This is a genomic window from Dethiosulfatibacter sp. (assembly GCF_983023055.1).
Genome location: NZ_CEZJXU010000011.1, coordinates 1 through 513, shown reverse-complemented (window position 1 = coordinate 513; position 513 = coordinate 1). Strand labels below are relative to the sequence as shown.

The 513-nt window shown below is 33.3% G+C and carries 1 pseudogene; it reads left to right on the top strand.

Features of this window, described 5'->3' with window-relative positions:
• Positions 1-319 precede the first annotated feature (319 nt).
• Positions 320-513 (top strand): annotated as a pseudogene (locus tag AC3AX0_RS01210) (ATPase); the annotation flags it as partial.

Below are 513 nucleotides of genomic sequence, written 5' to 3'. Positions count from 1 at the left end.
GGATAAACTTTTAAATTATATCAAAAGTTCGGATTATATCGCCAGGTCATCAATTGAAGAATATATGAGTATTGGTAAAACCAAGGCAGTCAGATTGATAAACAATCTATTGGATAAAAAGTTTATAAAGAAAGTAGGTACAGGAAGAAATACAAAATATTCTATCAGATAACACTATAAATAATCGACCTTATCGGCCGCGGTCGATAAGGTCGATTATTTCACTACTCTTGCTAATACCAAGTTCATTCTCAATATCTTCTCTTTTTATTGATATATAATCATATGCACGGTCAAACCGCTACGATTTAAAAGGTAAAATGTTTTAGAGAACATTGTTTACCTAGAACTATTAAGACGCGGCTATGATATAACTATTGGAAAAATCGGTTCCTTAGAAGTTGACTTTGTTGCTACAAAACCGGCTGAAAAAATCTACTACCAGGTTTCAGCAACAATCATGGATGAAAAAACCAGGGAACGAGAACTTAGATCACTTGAATCCATCTCTGA